A 20,839-nucleotide genomic window follows, 5' to 3' on the forward strand; every position below is an offset into this window, starting at 1 on the left:
TTTGAAATATGAATATAATCGATATCGTTTTAGCTCTTATCTTGCTCTATGGTGCAGTAAGAGGTTTCTTTAGAGGAATTTTAGCCGAACTTGCATCTCTTGTAGGGATTATTTTAGGGATTTACGGTGCGATAAGGTTCTCACACCTACTAAGTGACGTTCTGGAAAACTATGTAGACTGGGACATGCAGTATGTGAACCTCCTATCTTTTGCCATTACTTTTTTTATCATTATGTTCCTTGTGTCCCTGGCAGGAAAAATTCTTACCAATATTGCTGCTTTTGCTGCCCTCGGAATTGTAAACAAAATACTTGGTGCAGGGTTTGGTCTTTTAAAGGTGGCATTTTTAACCAGCGTAATCATTATGTTCTTTAAATCTACCAATGAAGAAATCGACCTGATACAAGAGGAAGTTCTGGAGGAGTCGGAATTATACGAACCTGTAGAACGCATAGCTCCAATTTTATTACCTTCCATTCTGCGGGAAGCAAGAGAGAAAAATATTCTTGAAGATCTGGATGAACTTACAGGTGATTTATAACAAAGATGCTGTTTTCTTTTCCACAAAGTTTGAGAAAATCCGGGTGGCTGAGCCATTAATACTACTGATATCTCTTTGTCTTATTAGTTCGAGTACTTTATTTTTCTTCTTCCGATAAAATAAAGAGCTGCAACGGCAGGAACCGTAAAGAAAACATCAAAAAGTATTTTGAAACAGCTTAATTACTTAAATCAAGACATAAAAAAAGGCTGTCTTTGCAGACAACCTCTCTTAATACACAATAGATTTATTTTATAGAAAATCCACTTTACCAGAATCCAGATTATAATAGGCCGGAACGATTTTTACTTTTCCGCTTTCCGAAGCTTCCTTTATAATTGTAGAACGGGTTTTAAGTTCTTCGGCAGTTAGCTGTGCGTTCTTCTTCACTACATCATTTACAGGAGCATCCTTACCAGAAGCTGAGATCGCCGGAGCAATATGAGAAAGAAGGTGGTTTAAATTATAACCGTTATCTCCGCCGCTCATAGCAGCAGTAACAGCACCACAACTTTCATGACCCATTACCACAATAATTTCGGTCCCCAAATGTGCTACTGCATATTCCATACTTGCGATAGAGGAACTATTTGCCACATTTCCGGCTACCCGCACAGTAAACAATTCACCCAGACCACTATCAAAAGCAAGTTCCGGCACCACACGGCTATCGGCGCAGCTTAAAACAATGGCGTACGGAGATTGTCCTTTGGTTAATTCCTCTCTTCTTGATTTATCCTGTAATTTATTTTCTCTTTTATCGGCAGTGAAACGTTCATTACCTTCTTTTAACCTGTTTAATACTTCGTCTTTTGTCATAATTTCTTTCTTAAATATTTAAATATTCCTTTAAGATTATCAAATAATTTTAATTAATCAATTCCTGCTGTCTTAAATCAGACAGCATAGAATTGTATCTTCTAAATTAGGCCGGTTTCTTTTCTAAGGCAAAAAACTCCTTATAACTTTCAGGATTTTCCACTACACCCCGTTCTGAAATTATTTTAATAGATATATTGTTTTCAGCTGCTTTGATCCTGAAATCGTCAAGAATTTCAATAATATCACTATCAAGATAACGAGATTTTGTAACGTCCATCACTAATAGGGAATCCTTTTCCAGTTTGTTTAATTCTCTTATAATTGCACCTTTATTAATAAAGGTCACTTCTTCAGCTAAAGTCATTTTAACGATTTTATTACCGTTGTCCTGCTTTTCCATATGCAGGAAATGAGAATTCTGGTAAGATTTAATCAGAATAATTACAATCCCTACGAGCAATCCTAAGCCAATCCCTACAAGAAGGTCTCCAAAAACGATACCCAACACAGTGATGAAAAACGGTGCATATTGTTTCCAGCCAGCCTTGAACATCTGAACAAAAAGTTGTGGTTTTGCGAGCTTATAACCCACAAGGAACAGAACTGCAGCAAGTACAGATAATGGAATAAAATTTAGTACCGTTGGAATTACTATTACAGAGATCAACAATAAAAATCCATGAATAATAGCCGACATTTTGGTTTGTCCCCCGGACTGGATATTTGCCGAACTTCTTACGATCACCTGGGTAATAGGTAAGCCTCCAATAAAACCTGAAATTAAATTTCCGGTTCCCTGTGCAAACAGTTCGCGGTTAGTAGGCGTAGTTCTTTTATGAGGATCCAGTTTATCTGTTGCTTCAACACATAAAAGTGTTTCCAAACTGGCAACAAGTGCAATTGTAAAAGCAGTGATCCATATTTCTGCACTACCAATCATACTGAAGGAGGGAAAAGTGAATTGTCCAATGAATGAATCAAGACTATCAGGAACCGGAACGTTTACCAGGAACTTTTCATCAATTGCCAAGGTTGAATCGCGGGTTACGAGGTAAAAAACAATTCCTAATACTACAGCTACAAGAGGCCCCTGAATTAACCTAAAGATTTTGTTTTTCTTGGTTAGCACAGAATCCCAAAGAACAAGGATCCCCAAACCTATTATGGCTATTATGGTGGCTCCCGGACTTATGTTTTCAAAAGCGTTCCAAAATCCTTCTAAGGAATATATGTCCCCGAGGTTTCCGTCATATCCAAAGAAGTGCGGGATCTGTTTAAGGATAATAATAATTCCAATTCCCGTTAACATCCCCTTAATTACGGAAGACGGAAAATAATAACCAATAATTCCGGCTTTGAGAACCCCAAATAAAATTTGAATGGCTCCTGCCAGAACAACAGCCAAGAGAAAATCCTGGTAACTTCCTAAACTAACAATAGCGGCAAGTACGATTGCCGCAAGACCGGCAGCAGGGCCACTTACTCCTACGCTGGATCCACTCATGGCTCCAACTACTATACCTCCTACAATTCCGGCAATAAGACCGGAGAAAAGAGGTGCCCCGCTAGCAAGCGCAATTCCTAAACAAAGTGGTAAGGCAACAAAAAATACAACTATACTTGCGGGTAAATCTTTATTAAGATTCTTAAACATAATATCTACGTATTATTAGCAGAGTTTATTTCTGCTTTAAAATGAATAACTAAAAAATTTGAGAGGATTTTTGTAGAAAGATAAAGCTTGCTATTACCTATATAGCATATCAAGACAGTGCCGTTCTTCTTATAGACGGCGCATAAAATCCTTAGAAAACGTAGTGTATTATACGATTTTTGGAGGTGGGGAGACCACTTCTAAAAACACATTGTGATAATTTAAATGGAAGTAGTTGTCAACGAATTTTCGCTCCTGTAAAAAATGAATACTTTCGTAATTGGAATTGTGATCTTTTTCAAAGTTAAATTCAAAAAAATTATATCCTGACGAATTTTCTTCTTCATTGACTAAAAAAGCCGCAGATACATCAACGGATTTATCGATGCACACCACAATCGTAGGTGTTGCCAGAAAGGCAAGAAAAAGAAAGGATAATATGAAAGCCATTTTTTTCACGAAATACAAAAATAGGATAATTTAATTAACGATCAAGTTTATGTTCTATACTTTATCATTAATTAAACATGACATTCTTTTAAAGGACCTTTACATCGTCCCGTAACATCCATCCCTGATCACCATTTGCGAGTTCAATTTTAATCCATTCCTGATAGGTTTCCAGTACTTTCGTTTTTGTGCCCTCGTGCAGGACAAATGCTTCTTCGCCTCTAACCGATGGTTCATTCTTAACCTGAGCTTGCTGACTAAAAATTATAGCAAACTGATTGTTTTCCTGAATTTCCTCTTTCGCATAGACAAAGTAAAGGCTGGCAAAACAGCACACCACAGCCGCCACAGACATTCCAAAAAGTATTCTTTTTACCAGAGGCTTGCTCATATAATAATATGCGAGGAATAAGCCGGTAAAAAGCAATGAAAAGAAAATGGCAAATTTCGCCCACGAATTTGCACTAAAGCTAGAAATAAAGCCATCCAAATATTTTCGGAAACCTGTTTGCTCTACTTCTTCAATGGCATCCAGAGCCATACTTCTGGCGAACTCAATATTATTGTTGATATCAGAATCTCCCGGATCTAATTGCAATGCTTTTTCGTAATTATAAATGCTCGGGGCGATCTGGTTCAATTTATAATGGGCATTACCGAGATTATAATATAAGGCTGCAGATATTTCTCCGGACTCTAATATCTGTTCATACTTCTGGACTGCCTGCTCATAATTGCCTTCTGCGTAGGCAGTATTTGCTTCTTCAAACAACTCCTCATTTTGCGCAAACAGGGAGACTGAAAAAAAGAAAAGTATGTAAAGTAAATTCTTCATTTCTAAATTTGTTTGTCTAAGGTTGAAATTACTGCTGCTGCTTTCTCGTAATCCTGCTTCATAGTCACAGAAGAAGCCGGGGTATAACGTGCAAATTCACAACTCTCGAGCAAGCTTATAAACTCCTTAATAGTAGACTCATCTACCCCCCGGGAAGCCAACACTTCTTTAATTCTATCCTTACTCATTTCACTGGTCTGGATATGAAGCTTTGCTTTTAAATAGTTATGCATTGCCTTTTCCAGGGCTACATAGAATACAGCCTGATCACCAAGGTTCTTTTTTGCTTCTGAAAGATATTTTCTTGCAAGCCTGTCTGCCCGTTTCCTTCTGTTTCCCACTTCATCACTTGCAATCGCTTCACGTTTTTTTCCGAAGAGGATAACAAGGGGTATAATAAGCGCTGGTAACAATACCATCCCCCAGAAGGAGACAGATTTAAAAAATTCCTGCTGCTCAATCGGTCTTAAATCAGTGTTTAATTTTATATATCTAAACTGCTCTCCACTTGAAGCTACTGCCTGTTTATTAGAGGAAAATCCTCCCGATGAACCTGTTGCTGCGACCGGTCCTTCTTCCACCTCAAGCAGGATTTCTTCTGAAGTTATTGTTTTATAAGTCTCGCTATCCAGATCAAAATAAGAAAAGTCTAAAGCAGGAACAGGATATTTCCCTTTTCGGGTTGGAACAATAGTATAATTCTTTGAGATGCTTCCCTGCATACCGTTCAAAGTAGTATTTACATTTTCTGAACGTTCCGGCTCATAAATCTCAAGAGAAGCCGGAACGGAAAGATCCGGAAGCTCAAATAACTTCAGATTTCCATTACCTCTTACTTCTACTGTAGCCTGTAAAGATTCTGAAGCATCCAGAGTCTTCTTGCTGGTTGTAACTTCAAAATCAAAATCACCGACTGCACCAGTAAAATCTGCAGGCTTACCTTCCAGAGGCAAAGGTTTAACATCTATAGTTCTGCTTCCCGCAGCAACTGTCTTTTGCACCGTGCGGTAAATTCTACTTCCAAAGATATCCCTTCTTTCACTTGGAACATCTACAGATACAGATAGTGCCAGAGGCTCTATGTCTAACTCCCCTGTTTTCTGCGGATATAAAACTGTTTTTCTTAATACCACATACCTGTATGGTTGACCCTTATATTCGCCATTTTCTGCGCGTAGCTGCCTGATATCTATATTCTGGCTCCAGAAGTCACTGAATTTTGGATCGTCAATCACGCTCCAGTTACTCACACTAATACTGGGACTCACATAAAGCTTGTAAACTACAGTGATCGCCTCATTAAGGTAAGGATTACCGTTAGAGACCTCGGCTACAAGGTGGAGGTTTTCTGAAGCGACTATGTCTGTATTAGAACCAGATTCAGACTCCTCCACAGCTGCCGTAACTTCAATGTCTATGGGAGAGGTTTTATAAATTTTATCATCAACTTCAATTTCTGCCTGACCTATTGTCAAATTCCCGCGTGATTCCGGCTGAAGAAAATAGGTATAGGTTTTAGAATAAGAACCTTTACCATTAACAATACTTCTGCTAACAGATTGATTTGGGCCGCCAATAATTCGGAAACCATTAAAGGAAGGTGGACGAAAATTATCGCCATCCTGGTTCATTTCAAAATCCACGCGCAAGCGTTCGTTTATCCCCAGCCTCTCCTTACTTACGTTAGCCTCGAACCTTACCTGTGCCTGCAGCAGGTTGGCAGTAAATAAAAATAAACTTATAAATAATATTTTCAATTTCATTTTCTATCCTCTTATTGGGATTGAATAAATATTAAAACAGCACTACCAGTCTTTCTCAGACTGTACTTTAACCCCTTTGGCCTTTTCAGCATTTATTTTATCCTGAACTTTCTTTTCTTCATTATCCATTGCATTCAGCAAACTCTTTATTTGTTGAGGTGATAATTGTCCCTGCGCAGGTTGCTGCTGCTGAGGCTGTTTCTCCTGCTCCTCTCCATTTTCGCCTTTATCCTGCTGCTCTTTTTGATCCTGCTTTTCCTTATCCTGATCGCCTTTATCCTGGCTATCCTTATTCTCGTTCTCTCCTTCATCTTGTGGCTGGTTGTCCTGGTTCTCCTTATCACCGCCTTCACCATCTTTGTTCTGATCGTCCTGGTTTTCCTGCTGATCTTTATTTTCTTCCTGATCTTCGTTCTGGTCCTGGTTTTGATCCTGATTTTGCTGCTCTTCTTCCAACATTTTCTTCGCCAATGCTAAATTATAGCGGGTCTCTTCATCTGAAGGGTTATTTCTTAAAGCATTTTTATAAGCTTCTATAGCTTCCTGATATTTCTTCTGCTTCATAAAGGAATTTCCAAGATTATGATTAATCCTGTGCTTCTCATCTTTACTTCCTGAAATTTCGTGCGCTTGTTTCAGGCGGTTTGCAGCTTCAGGCGTCTTTTCTTTGTTATAGTAAAGATTGCCCAAATTGTATTTTGCCGCAGTATTTGAAGGATCTTTGGCAATAGCTTTTCTATAGGAAGCTTCTGCCGAGGCAAAATCGTTTTCCCCCATGGCATTTTCAGCCTCTCTGAGATACTCATTCACTTCCCTTTCAATCTTCTTTGGATTTTCCTGAGCCGTAAGCACAGAAAAACATGAGGTAATTGCTACAAAAAGTACCGTTGCTAAACTTTTATATTTTAAATTGTTTTCCATTCTAATCCTCCTTTCGCTTTCTTTCATTAAACAGATTCAACTTCCTTACCCATGCCGTACTACGTTCCAGCAAAAATATATCCAGAAACAGTAATAACAATCCTAATGCCAAAAACCACTGAAACTGAGATTGAAAGTCGGCAAATTGTTTTGCTTCAAATTCAGATTTTTCGATATTTTGGAGTATTTCCTGTACCTCATCTGTCACCTGAGCAGTACTGTTACCTTCAATATACTCGCCATTTGCTTCAGAAGCAATTTCCTGAAGCGTCTCCGGAACAAGTTTCGTAATTACAGTTTCTCCTGCATTGTCCTTCTTGTAATTAAGCACTACTCCGTTCTTTTTTACAGGTATTGGCCCACCTTTTTCGGTCCCTACACCAATAGTAATGATCTTAATTCCCGCTTCTGCAGCCTTTTCAGCAACATCTTCCATATTTCCTTCATGATCCTCTCCATCACTAATGATAAATAAAACCCTGTTGGTTTGCTCCTCATCATCATAATAGGTTGTGGCAAGGTCTATGGCATCACCAATAGCTGTTCCCTGGGACGAAATCATGTCTGTATTAAGCGCCTGTAGAAACATTTTGGCCGCAGCATAATCTGTCGTGATTGGCAATTGCGGAAATGCGCTTCCGGCATAGGCAATAATTCCCACCCTGTCACTACCAAGGTCATTAAGAATTTGCGTAACCAGCTGTTTGGATTTCTCAAGCCGGTTAGGTGCTATATCTTCTGCCTCCATACTTTTAGAGACATCAACTGCAAACACAATATCAACACCTTCTCTTTTAACCGTTTCCAGCTTTGAGCCCATTTTAGGGTTTACAAGAGCCACTACCATACTTCCAATCGCAAGTAGAATAACGATTAACTTTAATACAGGTTTAAATCGTGATCTGTGTGGCGTTAGATAGGCCAATAGGCTGGAGTCTGCGAATTTTTTCTGAGTACGTCTTTGCCAGAATATAAGAAACAGAAACAGCAGCACTACCACCGGAATGGCAAGTAAAAGCCAGAAATATATTTTCTCTTCTAAAACCATTTTTTAACTAGTTAATGCTATTAAATCTTAATACCTGCTTTTATTCTCTAAAACATTTTTTATACAAAACTTCTGAATAATGTATACCTCAGCAATATTTCGAACAACAGCAATCCTCCTGCCAATAGGATTAGCGGACGAAATTTTTCATCATAATTATAATATCTGAACTCTTCTATATCAGTTTTTTCTAATTCATCAATTTCAGCATAAATCTGCTCCAGCTTTTCATTATCTGTTGCCCTAAAATATTTTCCACCTGTAGCATCTGCAATTTGCTGCAGTAAAGCTTCATCTATTTCTACTTTACTGTTTCCATACTGAAACCTTCCATTGGGCAGAATTCCTATGGGCGATAACGCCATTCCATTACTTCCAACACCAATAGTGTAAACTTTAATGCCAAACTCCACTGCGAGTTCACTGGCTATTTTAGGATCTATAAATCCGGAATTATTTACTCCATCTGTTAATAAAATAATCACTTTACTTTCTGCTTCGCTGTCCTTAACCCGGTTAACCGCCGTGGCAAGCCCCGAACCTATTGCTGTACCGTTTTGCAAGACGTTGTTGTACTCTATATCCTCCAGTGCACTAAGCACAATTTCTTTGTCGCTGGTAATTGGTGTTTTTGTAAAACTTTCCCCCGCGTAAACCACCAAACCTATCCTATCTGAAGGGCGATCCTTCACGAACTCCTTTGCCACTTCCTTTAGCGCATCCAGGCGGTTCGGCTGTAAATCCCGTGCCAGCATACTTGCCGATACATCTATTGCCATTACAATATCTATACCTTGTGTACTGCTGGTCCTGATCGAGACATCTACCGTTCTGGGTCTAGCCATTGCAACAATAATAAGAGCCAGAATTAGTAATCTAATAACAAAAAGTATAGGCTTAAGCTTTGCCAGAAGGCTGTTTTGAATTTTAAAACCTTTAATAGTAGAAATTTTTAACTCAGCCGTTTGCTTATTCCTCTTCCAGAAATACCAGGCGATGGCTATTGGCAAAAGCAGCAAAAGCCAGAAAAACTGCGGATCTTCGAAAGTGAAATTTGTAAACATCAGTTATTCAAATTTTTTAATTCTACCGAATCTGTGATACGTTGAGCAATTTCTTCAGCATAGACATCATCTTCATTATATATGATCGTAATTTGCTGATAACCTCCGTTTTCAGCAAAATTCAGAATTTCATATTCGTTCTGCATTAACTCTCCCGTAACCGGATTTTCTATTTCCAAAGTTCCGAAAGCACGAATACCTTCAGCTCCGTTTATCGTGGTAAATTCTTCCCTTTTTATAATAATGTTCTTAGCGCCCTGGTTTTCCAGATAAGCATAAATTCCATCTACGGCCGTTTCGAGGTTAAATTCCACCTGTTTATTGAACTGCATAGTATTTACAACCGTATAAAAATTACTTATAAGGCTACCATACATAAATGTTTCACTACCCACCAACATTTGCCTGGCCTCCTCGGGCAGCTCTATTTCCCCGCGCTTTAAAACCTGGGGTGTGGTAATTGCCACGGGAGGATATCCATATTCACTTCTTATCCATTCCCCTTCCAGTAACTCTTTGGTAGGATGCCCTAAATAGGTATCCTTAACATAGGTAAATCCCTTAGTAGCAATAAGTGCCGTCGTAGCTATAACAAGAGCAAAAGCTCCAATAACTACCCCAATAATTATACGTTTACGCCTACGCTGTTTTAGTTTTTTCTGACGGTACATCTCATCCCGCATCAGCTCCTCTTCTGTAGGAGCGGGAATTGAGGTTTTGACATCATCTACAATATGCTTTACATTTGATCGATCGGCTTTAGCCGTAATAACATCGGGCCTGGAATTGGCAAATTTCGCCAAATCTGCTCGTTGTAAGATAAGCTGCAGGTCATTAATCGTTTTCCTGTCCAGCTTTAAATTTCCCGAGTCGCACTGCATTTCCAGATAAGCGATAAGTTCGCTTGTGGTACTTTCTAGAGCCCGGTCATAAACTTTCCTGTCCAGGTATTTCCTTACAGAAAAAGTAAGCTGGGAATAATATTCTTTAACCTCCCTTTGCTCCAGTAAATGTGACTCATCAAGCTTATTAAGCTCCAGCATTGCCTGTTCATATGGTGGTAATTCTCTTTCCCGTTCCGCTTTTCTTTTCTTCCGAAGAAAAAAGAACAGAACAGCTAAAACAAGCATTAACCCTAATACCCACCAAAACCAGGTAGGAACAGAAAACCCTGAAGGTACTTCAACTGAAGGTTTTATAGGATACATTTTTTGTTTAGTGGTGTCCACCACTACGGTAGAAACTTCTACCAGCATCGAATCTGTAAGATACTGCCGGTCATTAATAATCACGCTTTGCTGCGGAATGGTATAACTCCCGGAATCGAACTGTGTGAGTGAATATTCTTTTAACAAACGGAATCTGTCCTCAATTCGGGCAGTATCGGCAGTCATCGATTCTACTACTTCCATGGGAGAAAAAGTTTCTCCTTCAGGAAAAACCACCAGGTTAGTAGAATCTGTTTCTACGGAAATACTATATTTGATCTGTTCCCCAATTTTAATACTGGTAGAATCAATTTCTGCTGAAACCTGCGGCTGCTGAGCTGAAGCAAGAAAGGAAAAAAGAAACAAGAAAAAAGAGAAAATGCTGCTACACCTCCTCTTACCTGTTAAATGCTCCAATATTGATCTCTTCTTTAAATATGAACTTCCTTTTTTCATATTGATTATGCTCTTCTCTTAAAATAGCCAAGTAATTTTTTTACGTAGCTCTCATCCAACCTGTTCTCAATAGTGCCGGCACCACTAAGGGTAAAGCTTTCCCGAAAATAATTCACTTTTTCTTTATAATATTTTGCGTAGCTGTTACGCACAGATTTTGAACCTGTATTTACGGTTATAGATTCTCCGGTTTCCTCATCCAACATTTGTACCAAACCTAGATTTGGAATTTCCTCTTCGTGCCTGTCGTAAATCCTGATTCCGGTTACATCGTGCCTGCCTGCCGCTATTTTTAGTGTTTGCTGATAATCTTCTGCCATAAAATCTGAAAGAATAAAAACAATGGCTTTCTTCTTCATGACATTGGACAGATATTTTATCGCACCCACTATATCGGTTTTTTTGCCCTCAGGTTTAAATTCCAGAAGTTCCCTGATAATCCTTAGTACGTGGGAACGGCCTTTTTTTGGTGGGATGTATAATTCGATCTTATCTGTAAAAAGCATAAGACCAATTTTATCGTTATTCTTTGTTGCAGAAAAAGCGAGGGTAGCTGCAATTTCTGTAATTACATCTTTCTTAAACTGCTTTTCTGTACCAAACATTTCAGAACCTGAAACATCTACCACAAGCATCATGGTAAGTTCCCGCTCCTCTTCAAAAACTTTTACAAAAGGTTCGCTGTAACGTGCGGTAACATTCCAATCGATATTCCTTACATCGTCACCAAACTGATACTGCCGCACCTCACTAAAGGTCATCCCGCGGCCTTTGAAAGTAGAATGATACTCACCACCAAAGACGTGATCGCTAAGGCGGCGGGTTTTAATTTCAATTTTCCGGACTTTTTTAAGTAACTCTTTCGTATCCATTTTCTTCAATAAACAATCTTTCAACAATCAATAATATTTTGACCATTGTTAACTGATAATTGCCAATTGCTACGGTACTTCAATTTCGTTTACAATCTTGCTTACAAGGTCATCAGAAGTAATGTTTTCTGCTTCGGCTTCGTAGGTAATCCCAATCCTGTGTCTTAGCACATCGTGGACCACTGCTCTTACATCTTCGGGAATAACATAACCCCTACGCTTAATAAAAGCATAACATTTTGCAGCAGTCGCAAGGTTAATACTTCCCCTTGGAGAAGCTCCAAAGCTTATAAGCGGCTTGATTTCTTCAAGTTTATATTTTTCCGGAGTTCTGGTGGCAAAAATGATATTCAGTATATACTGTTCAATTTTTTCATCCATATACACATCACGAACAGCTTGCTGCGCACGGGCAATCTGGTCCAGGCTTACCACCGGATTCACTTTTTCAAAAGCACCCTTCAGGTTTGCACGAACAATTAGCTGCTCCTCATTCATCTGTGGATACTTAATGATCGTCTTCAGCATAAAACGGTCGACCTGGGCTTCAGGCAAAGGATAAGTTCCTTCCTGCTCCACAGGGTTTTGCGTTGCCATTACCAGGAAAGGACGATCCAGCATAAAAGTTTCATCACCAATGGTCACCTGTTTTTCCTGCATAGCTTCCAGTAAAGCAGACTGCACTTTTGCCGGGGCACGGTTAATCTCATCTGCAAGCACAAAATTGGCAAATATCGGCCCTTTCTTAATACTGAAGTCGTTAAGCTTCATATTATAAATAAGCGTTCCCACAACATCTGCCGGCAATAAATCTGGCGTGAACTGAACCCTGCTGAAACTCCCCTGAACTGCCTGAGACAACGTATTAATGGCAAGGGTTTTTGCGAGCCCGGGAACACCTTCAAGCAAGATATGTCCCTGACCAAGAAGGCCAATTAGCAGGCGCTCCACCATATGCCTCTGGCCCACAATAACTTTGTTCATCTCTGAAGTAAGCACATCTACAAACGCACTTTCTCTTTCAATTCTCTCATTAAGGCTGGCAATGTCTACCGAAGAATCATTTTCTATCATCGCTTTTAAATTTTAAAGTCGTGAATATACATACAAGGAAACTAGGTCGCAAATTGAAAATTAAATAGTTTCTCATTTGTTAAAAATTGGTTAAAAATAAAGAGCGGCTTAGTATAGCCGCTCTTAAAGGTTTTTTAAATTTGAAAAGCTTAATCTATAAAAAGCGTTTTCAGGTCAACCATTTCGCCGGCTTTAACTACCACGTTATCCTTTTCGAAATTTGGCAAATTTGATGCCACATCTGGAATGACTGTAATTTTATAAGTTCCGGCAGGTACACCATGTAGTTTAAAATTACCTTCCATATCTGTATAAGCGGAAACAGTAGTGGAAGCATTTTGTGCTCTTACAAGACTTCTAAAATCTGAAGGGTGAATTTCCCCGATTATAGAACTGGCACCAGCCTGAGCCGAAACCCTGATAACAGGTTTAAGAGAAAATCCTCCATTACCCTGCCTTACTACAGATTCTTCTACGTCAAAATCCAAAAGATAAGCATAATGCTCTCCCGCTTCCAGTTCCTGGTTCACATTAAGCTTTAATCCAGATTGTTGCGCGCTGGGTACGGCAATTGCACTTTCTTCACCATCAACAACAATTGCATTGTCTGTACCAAGCACCAATCTAATCTGCCCAAGATATCCGGCAGGCACATCTACATCCGCAAGAACCTGGGAAACTCCTCCTGTTAACTCAAGCAGGTCGTACCTGCCCGTATTTACATCACCAATACTTTCCCAACCTTCATCGTCTGTACCGTCCATATCTGTTTTAATCATCACGTCCTGCACATCTATCCATACTTTATCATAATCTCCCGGGGCATCGGTAATACTTACCGTTACTTGCGCTGTACCTTCTTCAGCGTTACCATTGTCATCATCACTACAGCTAAACATAGTAAAAGCCAGAAAACTCATTACTAGAGTACTCTTCATTTTTAAATTTGTCAGGTTCATATTCATTTAATTTTTAATTGTTTTAGTGGGATAACGGCGATTTCCGCTACTAATTTTGTTGCTTCAGGAAGATTAACGAAATTTAACAGGAGTTAATACAACTTTTTTAATTCCGAAGAAATACTTTATTATTTTAGACACAAAAATATTATGAAAACTGCATTAATTACAGGAGCCTCAAGCGGAATAGGGAAAGCAACGGCTAAAATCTTTGCTGAAGAAAGTTTTAACCTCATCCTCTGCGGAAGGAGAAAGGAAAAGCTGGAAGAGCTGAAGCAAGAACTGGACAACAAGTCCAATATCCATATCCTTACTTTCGATGTACGTAATAAAGAAGAAGTATTTAGCAACATTGAAGGTCTGCCTCCAGATTTGGCAAATATCGATATCCTGATTAATAATGCAGGAAACGCACATGGCCTGGACCCTATTCAGGATGGAAATGTAGAAGATTGGGATGCGATGATCGATATTAATGTAAAAGGATTGCTTTATGTTTCCAAAGCAATTATTCCGAAGATGATAGCGCGGGCTTCGGGACACATTATCAATATTGGATCTACCGCAGGGAAAGAGGTTTATCCCAACGGAAACGTTTATTGCGCCAGTAAACATGCGGTAGATGCATTAACCCAGGGAATGCGTATTGACCTTAACGGAAAAGGAATCCGTGTAGGAGCTATTAATCCCGGAATGGTCGAAACTGAGTTCAGCGAAGTTCGGTTTAAAGGAGATAAAGAAAAAGCAAAGAAAGTCTATGAAGGATTAAAACCGCTACAACCAGAAGATATTGCCGATATCATAAGGTTTGTAGTAACAAGACCTTCTCATATTAATATTGCAGATCTTATGGTGATGTGTACCGCTCAGGCCAGTAGCACTATTGTAGACAAGGAGTAAATATTTTTTATTACTATTACTTATTCTTATGGCTCATTATGATCGTTTTGAAGATTTAGAAATTTATGAAGCGGCTCGTGTTCAATGCCAGAATATCTGGTCTTTAATAACGACTACTTCTTCACATAATGATTATAAATTGAAAGAGCAGATTAATGGTTCCTCGGGCTCTGTTATGGATAATATTGCAGAAGGTTTTAGAAGAGGCGGGAACAAGGAATTTATACAGTTCCTTGGCTTTGCAAGAGGTTCAAACAGCGAAACAAGAGCACAATTGCAGAGATGCCTCGACAGATCATATTTACCTGAAGCAGAATTCAATAAACTTTACTGCGAATCTGAAAAATTAAACGAACAAATCTCGAAATTTATTAATTACCTGAAGAAGTCGGATAAAAGAGGATCAAATTTCGACTAATAAATAATAGAAATAGGTTAATAGAGAATTCTCTAAATGATCAACAAACGCCTTTTAATAAAAAACCTGCTTGCGCATAATGATGAGAATAGCTTTTATGATAAAAAGCTACGGCTCAATCTTGGCGAAAAAGAAGGGAAGGCTAAGTTTTTAAAACACGTTTGTGCTCTTTCAAATTCCAACCCAGAAAATAATTCTTATATCGTAATTGGTGTGGAAGATGAAGATAATAATATTGTGGGCATCGACTTTTTTGATGACAGCAAAATTCAAAACCTGGTGAATGCCTATCTTCAGAATCCACCGATTATTAGTTATGAGAATATTCCTTTTCCGCATTTGCCAGATCATCTTGTGGTAGGTCTGGTGACCATTAGACCTAACCACGGCAAAATTTGTTCACTGCGAAAAAATATCTGGAAATATTATGGTGGATCCATATATCTTCGGGATGGTAGTATTAGCATGCCCAAAGATTTCGACATTAAAATTAAAGATGTAAACTCACAGATAGTCGCTTCCATAGAAAATCATGCGCAGAATAATATTGAACTTACTTTGGACGGGGTTTTTGATTTTATGAGAAAGCGTCAGGACTTTAATCCGACTTACAAAGTGTTTAAAGAATATTTTGTTATTTGTTGGGCAGGAAAACAGAAAAAGGGCAAGGACTCTATTTACTTCTCCCGGGTAGATATTGAGTTAATTAACGAGCAGGTAAAATTATTTTATTCAGATTTAGATGAAGTGAGCATAAACGTAGAAGAGGATTCTTTCAGAATCATTGAATATGTCCACCTGGGGCTGCATAACAGTTTTAAATATTACCCCCTGGAAGAAGTATGTATAGAGTTCAGGGATAATGCAAGTTATGAGATACAAAGTAAATTACTCTTTAATCCGCCAAAATTTGATCAAAAAACCTTACATCATATTTATAACATTAACAATGCGCTTATCCAGAGGTTAAAGCAAAGTTTACCCTTAAATAAATTTCAGGAAAAAGATTTAAGGAGCTTACCTTCTACTTATTTATTTTGTTATTTGAATAACTTTGAAGATGCTATAAATAAACTTGAAGAAGCAAAACCTTATTTAAAAAAATATAGTCCACAGGTATACCATTCTTATAAGGAGAGTATGCGTATTTTGAGAAAAGTAAAATATAATTAAATGAGCAGGAAGATAGCAATAGGTGATATTCATGGAGGATTAAAGGCGCTCATTCAGCTTCTTAGAAGAGCGGATATTACCCCGGAAGATGAAATTATTTTTTTGGGTGATTATGTTGATGGCTGGAGTGATTCTGCCAATGTTGTTTCTTACCTTATCGAACTAGCGAAACAAAACACCTGTATTTTTATTCGTGGTAACCACGACGATCTTGCCCACCGTTGGCTAAAAACAGGAGAGCTAAATGAACAATGGCTACAGCACGGCGGACAGTCCAGTATGGATGCTTACAGAAATTTTACTTCAGAAGAAAAAAAAACGCATATCGAGTTTTTTGATCAGATGATGAATTATTACATTGATAAACAAAACAGGCTTTTTGTACACGCAGGTTTCACCAATCTTCACGGGCCACTAAGCGAATATCATAACACAGGCTACTATTGGGACCGGACGTTATGGGAAATGGTAATTGCCCTTGATCCCGCGATGCAAAAATCCAATAAATATTATCCGAAGAGGCTTCAGCTTTTTGAAGAGATTTTTATTGGCCATACCCCGGTTACACGGATAGGTGAATCCACCCCGTTTCACAAAGCAGGCGTATGGAATATTGATACCGGTGCAGCTTTTAAGGGCAAACTCTCTGCTATAGAGGTAAACACCAAAGAAATATGGCAAAGTGATCCTATTCATGAGCTTTACCCCAATGAAAACGGCAGAAATTAAGAGTTTTTTATTACAGACTCTGTTAACATATTCATATCTTTGAACCTCAATGTCTTTAACTGAAAATGAAGTTACAAAGCAACATCTTGTAACCATAAGGTTAAGGATATTTTAGAGGAAAAAATCACACACAATTGTACATTTTAAAATGTCCAATTGCAATTATAGAGAAGAAAAATGGCTTTAGAGAATGTTCGATTAGAAGTAATGAAAACCGTAGAGAAATCTGTTGACGGTTTTATAGATAAGTACCTCATACCTGTTGACGATATCTGGCAACCTACAGATCTTCTACCCAATCTTCAGAATGAAAATTACAACGAGGAGATCATCCAAATAAGGGAAGAAGCAAAAGAGCTGGGATACGATTTCTGGGTGGTATTGGTGGCAGATATGGTTACAGAAGAAGCCCTGCCTACCTACGAATCCTGGTTAATGGATATGGAGGGGGTAAAACAACACGGTGCTTCCAGAGGAGAACAAAATAGCTGGGCTAAATGGGTTCGCCACTGGACCGGAGAAGAAAATCGCCACGGCGACACACTTAACAAGTACCTATATCTCTCCGGAAGGGTGGACATGAGAGAAATTGAAAAGACCACACAGCACCTTATTAACGATGGATTTGACATTGGTACAGGAAGAGATCCTTACCGAAATTTTGTATATACCAGTTTTCAGGAACTGGCTACAAATATTTCCCACAAACGTGTAGGACAGTTGGCCAAGAAAAAAGGAAATAAGATGCTCGCCAAAATGTGTAATATTATTGCAGGTGACGAGATGAGACACTATATGGCATACCGTGAGTTTGTAAAAACAATTTTTGAGCACGATCCTAGTGAGATGATGCTTGCTTTCCAGGACATGATGAAGAAAAAAATTGTAATGCCTGCACAATTTATAAGGGAATCTGGAGATGATATCGCTTCAGCTTTCGAAAATTTCTCCAATGCTGCTCAACGTCTGGGAGTTTATACCACCTATGATTATATCGAAATTTTAAGAAAATTGAATAGTTACTGGGAGATTGATAAAATGACTTCGCTAACAGATGAAGCAGAAAAGGCCAGGGATTATTTAATGAAAATGCCAGATAGAATGGCACGTATTGCAGATCGTATTGCTGTACCACAAGATCAGCACCAGTTTAAATGGGTAGCGCCAAACGGCACACTTTAATCCTGCATGAATAAATAAAACAGAAACCGCTTCTAACTGGAGCGGTTTTTCTTTGTGGCATCTTTAAACCCAAATAAAAAATAGTTCCTACTTTTATAAAAAACGAAAAAGCTATGAAAAAGATCATTTTCGCCATTGCAGGTTTTTTTATCATGCAAAACGGTTTCGCACAGATAGATTATATGCAAAATGAAATAAAGCTCAACATCGGGAATACTATTGCTATCGCATCCGTAGAAGTAGGGTACGAATTTTTTCTTGATTACAACCAGTCCATTGATGCACAAATCCTTTTCAATGACCGGATGAATTACCATTCAGAAAAAAATTCCCGTCAGTTTAATACCACCAGTTTCATGCTTGGCTATAACTTTTATTTTGGGACAGAAAGCGCCGGTTCGGGGTTATACGTAAACCCCTTTGCTAAATTAAGAACAGGAGAATTTTCAGAAGTAGTTCAGGTAGAAGACGACGATGTGCGGCAGGTTACAGATATGGATGCTTTTATAATAGGAATAGGAGGCGGCTATAAATGGAATTTCAATGACACTTTTGTGCTGGGCCCGTATGCCAATATCGGAAGAAACTTCAGTAATGAGGTAAAAGAAAGATTTTCTGCATTGGAATTTAACGCCGGCTTCAGTGTAGGCTATCGATTCTAAATTATCAAAAATTTCAGCAAAGATGATATCCAGACATTGGTCCTGCAGGATAAAACGAGAAGAAGAAGGTAATTACGTAAAATATCTTCAAGAGGAAATTCTGCCACATTTATCCACTCTGGACGGATTTCTAGGCGCGAGTATAAACCGCAGGGAAGTTGGGGATTTCCCCGAATATCTTTTTATTTCAAAATGGACTTCTAAAGAAACCATACGAGCTTTTTCCGGAGAACATATCCAGTTTGCGGTTGTTTCAGAAAAAGCTCAAAATATGATGCACAGTTTTGATCAGGAAGTCTGGCACTACGAACTTATCGACTCTGTTTGATCTGAAGAACCAGAATCAGCCCCACCACCATTTTTCCACACTTTGTAAGCAGCAAGATCTTTTTCAATAAGGTTTAGGCAAAAAGCCACGACAGCAGCATCATCCAGATAACCTATAACGGGAATAAAATCGGGAATTATATCTATAGGCGAAAGCACATAAAGTAAAGCGCCCCCCACAGAAGCAATAATATTCCAGGGCATTTCTCTGTAGCTTCCATTGGCATAGTCCCTCACCATTGAAAATAAAATTTGCACATCCCCAAAATACCGACTCAGTGTGCCTTTACTTTCGAATTTAGATTTTATCTTTTCCTCTTCAGCTATAACTTTATCTACATCCTTTTTCTTGAATTTCTTCTGCCTTTTATTATGTTCCTCTTCAGCATTTTCTTTGGAAAACAAACTCATATTTTAATTTTTAAATTACACTCACTCCCTAAATTACGGAATATAATTTAGCAGCCGCCAACGTTTAAGAATATTTAAGATTCTATAAATTTCACCTTTAGAAGGAATCTACTCCTCATCTGCCACAAACCTGGGATCTACAGGCATCACTTCCCCGCAGTTACCACAAGTTCGTAATTCCTTACTTCCGTAGAAATGCTTAAAATGTTTCAAAAAGTCCTTTTCGATATCATGCAACGGGAAATAAACCTCATAAAGTTTGTTGTTGCAATTATCGCAAAACCATAAAAGTCCGTCCTTTCCGCTCTCATTTTTTCTTTTCCGTTCCACAACCAGCCCAATAGAACCTTCATCGCGTACGGGGGAATGCGGCACGGTCCCCGGATTAAGATACATATCCCCGGGTCCTATTTCCATTGTCCTTTTTTCCCCATTATCCTGGACATGCACCCTAATATTGCCCTCCAACTGGTAAAACAGCTCTTCAGTTTCGTTATAATGGTAATCTTTTCGCGCATTGGGGCCCGCAACCACCATCACAATGTAATCTCCAGATTCTTTGTAAAGATTTTTATTGCCCACCGGCGGTTTCAGCGTATGCCGGTTTTGATCGATCCATTTATTGAGATTAAAAGGTTTATTAACAGCCATAGATTTATTTTTATAGCTTAAAATTAAGCAATCTCCACAACAAAGCGATACATCCTGCAAATAATACTTATGGCACCTGCGTTTATCCAAAGGCTCAGGTGCAGCTTTGTATTGTACATCAAATCCGGAATTCAATGAAGTATATCGCCTCGAAGGATCAGAAGGAATTTATGACAGATCTGAAAAAGGTCTATAGGGCAGTCACTAAAGATGTAGCCGAAGATGAACTGTTGAACCTGGAAGAGAAATGGGGAAGTAAGTATCCGGTAGTCATTGAAAGCTGGCAGCGTAACTGGGAACAGCTCTCCCAGTATTTTGAGTATACAGAACCCATTAGAAGATTATTTATACCACCAATGCCGTAGAGGGCTTCAATGGTCAAATCCGAAAAGTGACCAAGACCAAAGGCGCTTTTACTAATGATATGTCACTACTCAAGCTGGTCTATCTGGCTACAAGAAACATTGAGAAGAAATGGACCGCTCCTTTGCATAACTGGAGCCTTACGATTCAGCAATTTTATATTAAATTTGGAGACCGGATACCGCTGGAGATAAATGCCAATTCCTCTGGGGCTAGCCCCAGAGGAATTGAAATATCAGACAGAGTTTAATTTACAGACCCCTTTCTAAGATTGGCATTCTTATATTATGTAAAGAACACGTGTGAAGGAACAAAAATAGTTATTAATAAGAAAAGGCTTGGATTAGACCTGTGA

21 protein-coding genes and 2 pseudogenes are annotated in these 20,839 nt (G+C 38.7%); 9 read left to right on the top strand and 14 right to left on the bottom strand.

Going from position 1 to position 20,839, the window contains the following annotated elements:
- Positions 1-8: 8 nt before the first annotated feature.
- Entirely contained in the window at positions 9-542 is a 534-nt protein-coding gene (locus RM541_RS02925) for a CvpA family protein (protein WP_311498732.1), read from the top strand.
- Positions 543-794: 252 nt separating this feature from the next.
- On the opposite strand, the gene RM541_RS02930 is transcribed toward RM541_RS02925, so the two are convergent.
- From RM541_RS02930 to RM541_RS02985, 12 genes are all read right to left on the bottom strand, one after another.
- A complete protein-coding gene (locus RM541_RS02930; protein ID WP_311498733.1) occupies positions 795-1,361 on the bottom strand; it encodes a carbonic anhydrase in 567 nt (188 codons plus the stop codon).
- A gap of 106 nt (positions 1,362-1,467) precedes the next feature.
- Positions 1,468-3,018: a SulP family inorganic anion transporter gene (locus tag RM541_RS02935; protein ID WP_311498734.1), complete on the bottom strand. Its 1,551-nt coding sequence runs from the start codon at positions 3,016-3,018 to the stop codon at positions 1,468-1,470.
- Between the two features lie 168 nt (positions 3,019-3,186).
- Complete coding sequence (locus RM541_RS02940; protein WP_311498735.1) at positions 3,187-3,468, bottom strand: hypothetical protein; 282 nt, start codon at positions 3,466-3,468, stop codon at positions 3,187-3,189.
- Positions 3,469-3,556: 88 nt separating this feature from the next.
- Positions 3,557-4,303, bottom strand: a complete 747-nt coding sequence (locus RM541_RS02945; RefSeq protein WP_311498736.1) for a tetratricopeptide repeat protein — start codon at positions 4,301-4,303, stop codon at positions 3,557-3,559.
- A 2-nt stretch (positions 4,304-4,305) separates the two neighbouring features.
- Positions 4,306-6,066, bottom strand: a complete 1,761-nt coding sequence (locus tag RM541_RS02950) for a BatD family protein (RefSeq protein ID WP_311498737.1) — start codon at positions 6,064-6,066, stop codon at positions 4,306-4,308.
- Between the two features lie 42 nt (positions 6,067-6,108).
- Entirely contained in the window at positions 6,109-6,987 is an 879-nt protein-coding gene (locus RM541_RS02955; protein ID WP_311498738.1) for a tetratricopeptide repeat protein, read from the bottom strand.
- A 1-nt stretch (position 6,988) separates the two neighbouring features.
- A complete protein-coding gene (locus RM541_RS02960; protein WP_311498739.1) occupies positions 6,989-8,035 on the bottom strand; it encodes a vWA domain-containing protein in 1,047 nt (348 codons plus the stop codon).
- A 59-nt stretch (positions 8,036-8,094) separates the two neighbouring features.
- Positions 8,095-9,099: a vWA domain-containing protein gene (locus tag RM541_RS02965; protein ID WP_311498740.1), complete on the bottom strand. Its 1,005-nt coding sequence runs from the start codon at positions 9,097-9,099 to the stop codon at positions 8,095-8,097.
- A complete protein-coding gene (locus RM541_RS02970; protein ID WP_311498741.1) occupies positions 9,099-10,763 on the bottom strand; it encodes a DUF4381 domain-containing protein in 1,665 nt (554 codons plus the stop codon). The genes RM541_RS02965 and RM541_RS02970 overlap by 1 nt, the downstream gene beginning before the upstream one ends.
- A 5-nt stretch (positions 10,764-10,768) precedes the next feature.
- The gene (locus RM541_RS02975) at positions 10,769-11,635 is read right to left on the bottom strand and encodes a DUF58 domain-containing protein (RefSeq protein ID WP_311498742.1); all 867 of its coding nucleotides are present in this window, start codon (positions 11,633-11,635) and stop codon (positions 10,769-10,771) included.
- 69 nt (positions 11,636-11,704) lie between these two features.
- On the bottom strand, positions 11,705-12,709 hold the full coding sequence (locus RM541_RS02980) for an AAA family ATPase (protein WP_311498743.1): 1,005 nt from the start codon (positions 12,707-12,709) through the stop codon (positions 11,705-11,707).
- 149 nt (positions 12,710-12,858) lie between these two features.
- Entirely contained in the window at positions 12,859-13,647 is a 789-nt protein-coding gene (locus tag RM541_RS02985) for a DUF4382 domain-containing protein (protein ID WP_311498744.1), read from the bottom strand.
- Positions 13,648-13,818: 171 nt separating this feature from the next.
- On the opposite strand from RM541_RS02985, the gene RM541_RS02990 reads away from it, so the two are divergent.
- The 7 genes from RM541_RS02990 (at position 13,819) to RM541_RS03020 (ending at position 19,060) form a co-directional block, all read left to right on the top strand.
- Positions 13,819-14,568, top strand: a complete 750-nt coding sequence (locus tag RM541_RS02990; protein WP_311498745.1) for an SDR family NAD(P)-dependent oxidoreductase — start codon at positions 13,819-13,821, stop codon at positions 14,566-14,568.
- Between the two features lie 28 nt (positions 14,569-14,596).
- Positions 14,597-14,986, top strand: coding sequence for a four helix bundle protein (locus RM541_RS02995; protein ID WP_311498746.1), 390 nt, complete (start codon positions 14,597-14,599; stop codon positions 14,984-14,986).
- Between the two features lie 36 nt (positions 14,987-15,022).
- The gene (locus RM541_RS03000; RefSeq protein WP_311498747.1) at positions 15,023-16,159 is read left to right on the top strand and encodes an ATP-binding protein; all 1,137 of its coding nucleotides are present in this window, start codon (positions 15,023-15,025) and stop codon (positions 16,157-16,159) included.
- Positions 16,160-16,888 carry a metallophosphoesterase family protein gene (locus RM541_RS03005; RefSeq protein ID WP_311498748.1) on the top strand — a complete coding sequence of 243 codons (729 nt, stop codon included), beginning with the start codon at positions 16,160-16,162 and terminating at the stop codon, positions 16,886-16,888. It abuts the gene before it with no gap.
- A 177-nt stretch (positions 16,889-17,065) separates the two neighbouring features.
- Positions 17,066-18,070, top strand: a complete 1,005-nt coding sequence (locus RM541_RS03010; protein ID WP_311498749.1) for an acyl-ACP desaturase — start codon at positions 17,066-17,068, stop codon at positions 18,068-18,070.
- Between the two features lie 113 nt (positions 18,071-18,183).
- Entirely contained in the window at positions 18,184-18,732 is a 549-nt protein-coding gene (locus tag RM541_RS03015) for a DUF3575 domain-containing protein (protein ID WP_311498750.1), read from the top strand.
- A 22-nt stretch (positions 18,733-18,754) separates the two neighbouring features.
- Positions 18,755-19,060 carry a DUF4286 family protein gene (locus RM541_RS03020; RefSeq protein ID WP_311498751.1) on the top strand — a complete coding sequence of 102 codons (306 nt, stop codon included), beginning with the start codon at positions 18,755-18,757 and terminating at the stop codon, positions 19,058-19,060.
- 86 nt (positions 19,061-19,146) lie between these two features.
- On the opposite strand, the pseudogene RM541_RS03025 reads toward RM541_RS03020, so the two are convergent.
- Positions 19,147-19,260: pseudogene (locus RM541_RS03025) on the bottom strand (YkvA family protein); the annotation flags it as partial.
- A 318-nt stretch (positions 19,261-19,578) separates the two neighbouring features.
- Entirely contained in the window at positions 19,579-20,121 is a 543-nt protein-coding gene (locus tag RM541_RS03030) for a 3-hydroxyanthranilate 3,4-dioxygenase (protein ID WP_311498752.1), read from the bottom strand.
- A gap of 80 nt (positions 20,122-20,201) precedes the next feature.
- On the opposite strand from RM541_RS03030, the pseudogene RM541_RS03035 reads away from it, so the two are divergent.
- A pseudogene (locus RM541_RS03035) lies at positions 20,202-20,734 on the top strand (IS256 family transposase); the annotation flags it as partial.
- Between the last annotated feature and the right edge of the window lie 105 nt (positions 20,735-20,839).

Origin of the sequence: Autumnicola psychrophila (assembly GCF_031846645.1) — a bacterium.
Lineage (GTDB): Bacteria > Bacteroidota > Bacteroidia > Flavobacteriales > Flavobacteriaceae > Autumnicola > Autumnicola psychrophila.

What these genes read in the sequence shown, in the direction of transcription:
- RM541_RS02925 (WP_311498732.1), top strand. Translation starts at nt 9, where the DNA reads ATGAATATAATCGATATCGTTTTAGCTCTTATCTTGCTCTATGGTGCA.
- RM541_RS02930 (WP_311498733.1), bottom strand. Translation starts at nt 1,361, where the DNA reads ATGACAAAAGACGAAGTATTAAACAGGTTAAAAGAAGGTAATGAACGT.
- RM541_RS02935 (WP_311498734.1), bottom strand. Translation starts at nt 3,018, where the DNA reads ATGTTTAAGAATCTTAATAAAGATTTACCCGCAAGTATAGTTGTATTT.
- RM541_RS02940 (WP_311498735.1), bottom strand. Translation starts at nt 3,468, where the DNA reads ATGGCTTTCATATTATCCTTTCTTTTTCTTGCCTTTCTGGCAACACCT.
- RM541_RS02945 (WP_311498736.1), bottom strand. Translation starts at nt 4,303, where the DNA reads ATGAAGAATTTACTTTACATACTTTTCTTTTTTTCAGTCTCCCTGTTT.
- RM541_RS02950 (WP_311498737.1), bottom strand. Translation starts at nt 6,066, where the DNA reads ATGAAATTGAAAATATTATTTATAAGTTTATTTTTATTTACTGCCAAC.
- RM541_RS02955 (WP_311498738.1), bottom strand. Translation starts at nt 6,987, where the DNA reads ATGGAAAACAATTTAAAATATAAAAGTTTAGCAACGGTACTTTTTGTA.
- RM541_RS02960 (WP_311498739.1), bottom strand. Translation starts at nt 8,035, where the DNA reads ATGGTTTTAGAAGAGAAAATATATTTCTGGCTTTTACTTGCCATTCCG.
- RM541_RS02965 (WP_311498740.1), bottom strand. Translation starts at nt 9,099, where the DNA reads ATGTTTACAAATTTCACTTTCGAAGATCCGCAGTTTTTCTGGCTTTTG.
- RM541_RS02970 (WP_311498741.1), bottom strand. Translation starts at nt 10,763, where the DNA reads ATGAAAAAAGGAAGTTCATATTTAAAGAAGAGATCAATATTGGAGCAT.
- RM541_RS02975 (WP_311498742.1), bottom strand. Translation starts at nt 11,635, where the DNA reads ATGGATACGAAAGAGTTACTTAAAAAAGTCCGGAAAATTGAAATTAAA.
- RM541_RS02980 (WP_311498743.1), bottom strand. Translation starts at nt 12,709, where the DNA reads ATGATAGAAAATGATTCTTCGGTAGACATTGCCAGCCTTAATGAGAGA.
- RM541_RS02985 (WP_311498744.1), bottom strand. Translation starts at nt 13,647, where the DNA reads ATGAAGAGTACTCTAGTAATGAGTTTTCTGGCTTTTACTATGTTTAGC.
- RM541_RS02990 (WP_311498745.1), top strand. Translation starts at nt 13,819, where the DNA reads ATGAAAACTGCATTAATTACAGGAGCCTCAAGCGGAATAGGGAAAGCA.
- RM541_RS02995 (WP_311498746.1), top strand. Translation starts at nt 14,597, where the DNA reads ATGGCTCATTATGATCGTTTTGAAGATTTAGAAATTTATGAAGCGGCT.
- RM541_RS03000 (WP_311498747.1), top strand. Translation starts at nt 15,023, where the DNA reads ATGATCAACAAACGCCTTTTAATAAAAAACCTGCTTGCGCATAATGAT.
- RM541_RS03005 (WP_311498748.1), top strand. Translation starts at nt 16,160, where the DNA reads ATGAGCAGGAAGATAGCAATAGGTGATATTCATGGAGGATTAAAGGCG.
- RM541_RS03010 (WP_311498749.1), top strand. Translation starts at nt 17,066, where the DNA reads ATGGCTTTAGAGAATGTTCGATTAGAAGTAATGAAAACCGTAGAGAAA.
- RM541_RS03015 (WP_311498750.1), top strand. Translation starts at nt 18,184, where the DNA reads ATGAAAAAGATCATTTTCGCCATTGCAGGTTTTTTTATCATGCAAAAC.
- RM541_RS03020 (WP_311498751.1), top strand. Translation starts at nt 18,755, where the DNA reads ATGATATCCAGACATTGGTCCTGCAGGATAAAACGAGAAGAAGAAGGT.
- RM541_RS03030 (WP_311498752.1), bottom strand. Translation starts at nt 20,121, where the DNA reads ATGGCTGTTAATAAACCTTTTAATCTCAATAAATGGATCGATCAAAAC.